The 3957-nt window shown below is 59.2% G+C and carries 4 protein-coding genes and 1 tRNA gene; 1 reads left to right on the top strand and 4 read right to left on the bottom strand.

Going from position 1 to position 3957, the window contains the following annotated elements; all coding sequences use genetic code 11:
- From BGN91_RS07575 to BGN91_RS07565, 3 genes are all read right to left on the bottom strand, one after another.
- Window positions 1-615 (bottom strand): porin (locus BGN91_RS07575; protein WP_292611946.1); only part of this gene is annotated, 615 nt, incomplete at its 3' end.
- 300 nt (window positions 616-915) lie between these two features.
- A complete protein-coding gene (locus BGN91_RS07570) occupies window positions 916-2409 on the bottom strand; it encodes a porin (RefSeq protein ID WP_292611944.1) in 1494 nt (497 codons plus the stop codon).
- A gap of 353 nt (window positions 2410-2762) precedes the next feature.
- A complete protein-coding gene (locus BGN91_RS07565; protein WP_292611942.1) occupies window positions 2763-3050 on the bottom strand; it encodes a hypothetical protein in 288 nt (95 codons plus the stop codon).
- A gap of 4 nt (window positions 3051-3054) precedes the next feature.
- Between BGN91_RS07565 and BGN91_RS07560 the strand changes: the two genes are divergently transcribed.
- A tRNA-Ser gene (locus BGN91_RS07560) sits at window positions 3055-3148 on the top strand.
- A 116-nt stretch (window positions 3149-3264) separates the two neighbouring features.
- Here BGN91_RS07560 and BGN91_RS07555 read toward each other — a convergent pair.
- Window positions 3265-3957 (bottom strand): hypothetical protein (locus BGN91_RS07555; RefSeq protein ID WP_292611940.1); only part of this gene is annotated, 693 nt, incomplete at its 5' end.

Genomic DNA, 3957 nt, shown 5'->3' with positions numbered 1-3957 from the left:
GGCCGTATAGGTGAACTGGTTCACGCCGATGATACCGCCGCCACCGCCGACGAGACCGTCGAAGATATTGTTGCCCAGATAGTTTCCCCACGGAGTGCTGAACTGGGAAGCAGCTCGACCCACCGTGAAACCGGCGAACTGGATGAAGGCATAGTACACGCCAAGCTGGCCGCCGGAGACGGCGCCGTTCCGATTTCCGTCGTACATCGTCGCACCATTTCCCGCGCCGGCGTAACCGCCCGAGGTCCAGGAAAAGACCGTCTCCATGTAGGTGCGAACCACGCCGTATTCGGTCGCAGTGCGGGTATCGACGTTCAAGTCTGCTCGCGACCGCCAGGTGAAGGCATTGCTGAAACGGTTCTGCGCGCCGCCGGCGCCCACGGTGTTGCCGGCGAACATCAAGTTGGTGTTGATGCCCATGTCGGCACGCACATAACCGCCGAGCTTGATGCAGGTGTCGGTGCCGGGGATGTAGTAGAAGCCCGCGCCGTACAGGGAGCAGATCTTCACGTATTCGACCGCCTTGGCCTTCAACGGAAGATCAGCGGCCTGCGTCCCGCTTATGATGACGAGACCTGCCGCCGAGCCAAGGAAAAAGCTCTTCATGAATTTCATTTGAAACTTCTATGTTTGCCCGGTGGCGTAGCCTGCGCTCCGCTGTTCGCAAGCTCCCAAGAGAATCACGGAAGATGTTCACAGAGTACTATCGCGGCCTGGCAAGCCTCAAGAGGTTGTGATGGCTCCAGGCCGCTCAAGCCAAAGATAACCACGACTGCCCCGCCAATCCCGGCCCATCGTGGCATCAAGCTTCGATCGTCGCTCGGCGGCATTGCGTCCCAACCTTCGCCTCGCCGATAAAATAAAACCCCGGCAGTTTCCCGCCGGGGGTTCTTTCGAATTGTCAGGCGACCGGTATTACCAGTTGCGCTGCGCGCGGAGCATGACCGTCCAGGTATCCTGATCCTTCAGGGTATAGGCACCCCCGGGCTTGGCATTGGCTACGCTGGTTCCGAGAGCGGCCGTGCCGGCGTACTTCTGATCCAGCATGGTGTAAACCGCTTCCGTCGTGAACGTCAGGTTCTTGACCGGAGTCCAGCGGAGGTTCGCACCGACCTGTCCGATGTTGAAATCCGGGTTGCAGGTGGTGACGCCCGCACCGAGGAAGACAGGAACCGTGCCACCCACACCGCACAACGCAGCCTTGGCAGCGCCGGTGTACCTAACCGATGCGTAAGCGCCGAAAACCGACGTGGCCCAGTATGGGTTCCAATTGTGGTTGAAGGCACCGCGCATACCCCAGGTCGAAACCAGCTGGAGCGAACCGCCAGCATCATACACCGAATCCGGCGCAAAGCCGTATCCAATGCCGGTTATGCCGGAATAGATCGTGTTGGCACCCGCCGTAGCGGCCAGTTCCTGGAAGTTGTAACGGGTCGCGCCATTGGTGTAGACGCCCGACACGTTGATCGTGTCGCCCGGTCCGGTCGGGATATTCTTGATTGTCAGAGCGAGTTGACCGGCCCAACCCCACTTATCTCCGGGACCGCCAGTATCCTGCGTGGCACCGTAGTAGGCGGGATTGTTATTATGCGCCGCAACCGAGGCCTGGAACAGGCCCCAGGCCTGATCGACGCGAATCTGGCCGACGACGTCCGGAGCGCGAGTTCCACCATAGGCGCTGGCGCCGTAACCGAAGTTAGCCGCCGACGCAGTGGCAAGGTTGAAAATGCCCGGCTGATAGTACGCGCTCGGATCCTGCGCACTGACCGTGGCCGATACGCCGTTGCCGAATTCCGCGGTATAGGCGAACTGGTTCACACCCTGCGAAGTCGCGCCGCCGCCGCCGACGAGACCGTCGTAGATGTTGCCCGGATAGGCTCCCCAGGGAGCACTGAACGCCGAGACGGCTTTACCGATCGTGAAGCCGGCGAACTGGATGAACGCATAGTTCAACCCAAGCTGGCCACCGGAGACGGCACCGTTCGGATTTCCGTCATACGCAGTCGCGCCTCCCCCCGAACCGGGGTAACCGCCTGAGGTCCACGTGTAGTTCGCATCGAAATAGGTGCGGACCACGCCGTATTCGGTGGCTGTGCGGGTATCGATGTTCAAATTCGCACGCGCCCGCCAGGTGAAGTCGTTGCTGAGCCGGTTATTCGCACCGCCGAGACCACCGGTGTTGCCGGTTTGGAGTCCGTTGGTATTGACGCCCATATCCGCACGGATATAGCCGCCGAGCTTAAGGCAGGTGTCGGTGCCGGGAATGTAATAGAAGCCCGCGCCGTACAGGGAGCAAATCTTCACGTATTCGACCGCCTTGGCCTTCAACGGAAGATCAGCAGCCTGTGCCCCGCTCACGGCGATCAGACCCGCCGCCGAGCTGAGGAAAAGGCTCTTCATCAATTTCATTTCAACCTCCAAGTTGCTCTGTAGGGCAGGTTCCGGATCCGTTGAGCGTCTGTCGCTCGAAGAAAACGTTCCTCAGTCCCTGACTAACCGCCTAGCCGTTTCGCGTTAGTCGAACACTTCCGCTCAACGCGAGGGACTCAAGCGAACCACCAAAAACAGCGAACCACTAATACGGAACGACCTTGGGATGCCCCCCTCCGTCGTGTGTTCACAATTACCGAACCGATGTGCACACGCAATGAAGGAACGCGCCAGAATAGAATGGCTCCAAGCGTTTTTCGCGGCGTGTTGCACAAACATCACGCCCCGCCGTTGCAGACGGCCGCGCAAGCCATTGCTTCGTCACGTGTTTTTCAAAAGAGGTCTTCGGAGACCGCGCATAGCTGGACGGCCGGCTCGTGGGCGGCGTGTCTGTCGGACGCGCGATCGCGGCGAATCATCGCGAGCGTTGCACGAGCTGATTCGACAGGTTTTTCCGATGCTTTTTTGCGCTGCGCGACTTCTGGGCCAATGCAGCCATCGTCCAAAGTCCCGACAGATAGCCAGCCCGCACAGAGTGACACGGACGATTCTGCCGCGCCGGGGACGCTTCTCACGATCCGGTGCTTGCGGCTGGCGAGCGCGTCGGGCATATCGAGCATCGACGGAGCTGTGGCCGAGTGGCTGAAGGCGGCGGTTTGCTAAACCGTTATAGGGTTGTAAAGCCCTATCGAGGGTTCGAATCCCTCCGGCTCCGCCAAACACCGCCGATTGCCCTCTATGGTGTGATATTGCCGCCGATCACCGCATCCGCACCAAGCGGCATAGTGAACGGCTGATCTTACGCTATACCCCGATGGGGCATTGGCTCGCCCGTCAGTCTGCCGTCGTTTCATCATCGACTAAGCGTAACAGCACTTCGATGCACATTGTGCCAGCATCCACCGCCTTTTTGGCGCGTTCCATAAGGTAATAGTCGAAAGCCATCATCGGTGTGGTTGTTGTGCCTCGCGCCGCTATCATTTCGGCAGCTTGCACGATGCGGAGCAACTCCGAAATATCGAGTAGATGGGGGAACCCGCCGGTTGCATCCATGAAGTTTCGTATGAACTCGATGCCGTAGGCTGCGCGGTCGTCCACAAGTTCCAGATCAGGAATTAGAACAATAGCGTGAGCAGGGTGTTCACATTCAACTGACAGCGTGTTGCCCTTGAGGCTTGTCACCGGAACGCCGGATTTAAGGGCCCGTATGGCCCCGCGCAATTGAGCGAACGCTTTGCCGATATGGGCGGAAACGTCGCGCTTTAGCTTAGCTCTGTCCGGCAGTCGTTCCCGCGCTAAAACCGAAAGCGTCTTGGATTCAATCAACACCGCACCGAACTCGTGGCTCAACAGTATGTCGGTTAGTTCCCGCGTTCCGTTCCCCTTCGGAATTTGTGGGCTGTGATGGACACCCGAAGGTTGAAGGTTGTCGGTCAGCCAAACGCCCAGTTGCTCTTGCTGGTTGCCTTCGTCGCCATCGAATAGGTCAATCAGGCTGGAGGAAGCGCCCGCCGTGACGAAGTGATT

The sequence above is a fragment of the Nitrobacter sp. 62-13 genome, assembly GCF_001896955.1.
In the GTDB taxonomy this organism is placed as follows: domain Bacteria; phylum Pseudomonadota; class Alphaproteobacteria; order Rhizobiales; family Xanthobacteraceae; genus Nitrobacter.
Note: the sequence above shows the minus strand (reverse complement) of the source record. Positions and strands in the feature narration are given on the sequence as shown.

What these genes read in the sequence shown, in the direction of transcription:
- BGN91_RS07570 (WP_292611944.1), bottom strand. Translation starts at nt 2,409, where the DNA reads ATGAAATTGATGAAGAGCCTTTTCCTCAGCTCGGCGGCGGGTCTGATC.
- BGN91_RS07565 (WP_292611942.1), bottom strand. Translation starts at nt 3,050, where the DNA reads ATGCTCGATATGCCCGACGCGCTCGCCAGCCGCAAGCACCGGATCGTG.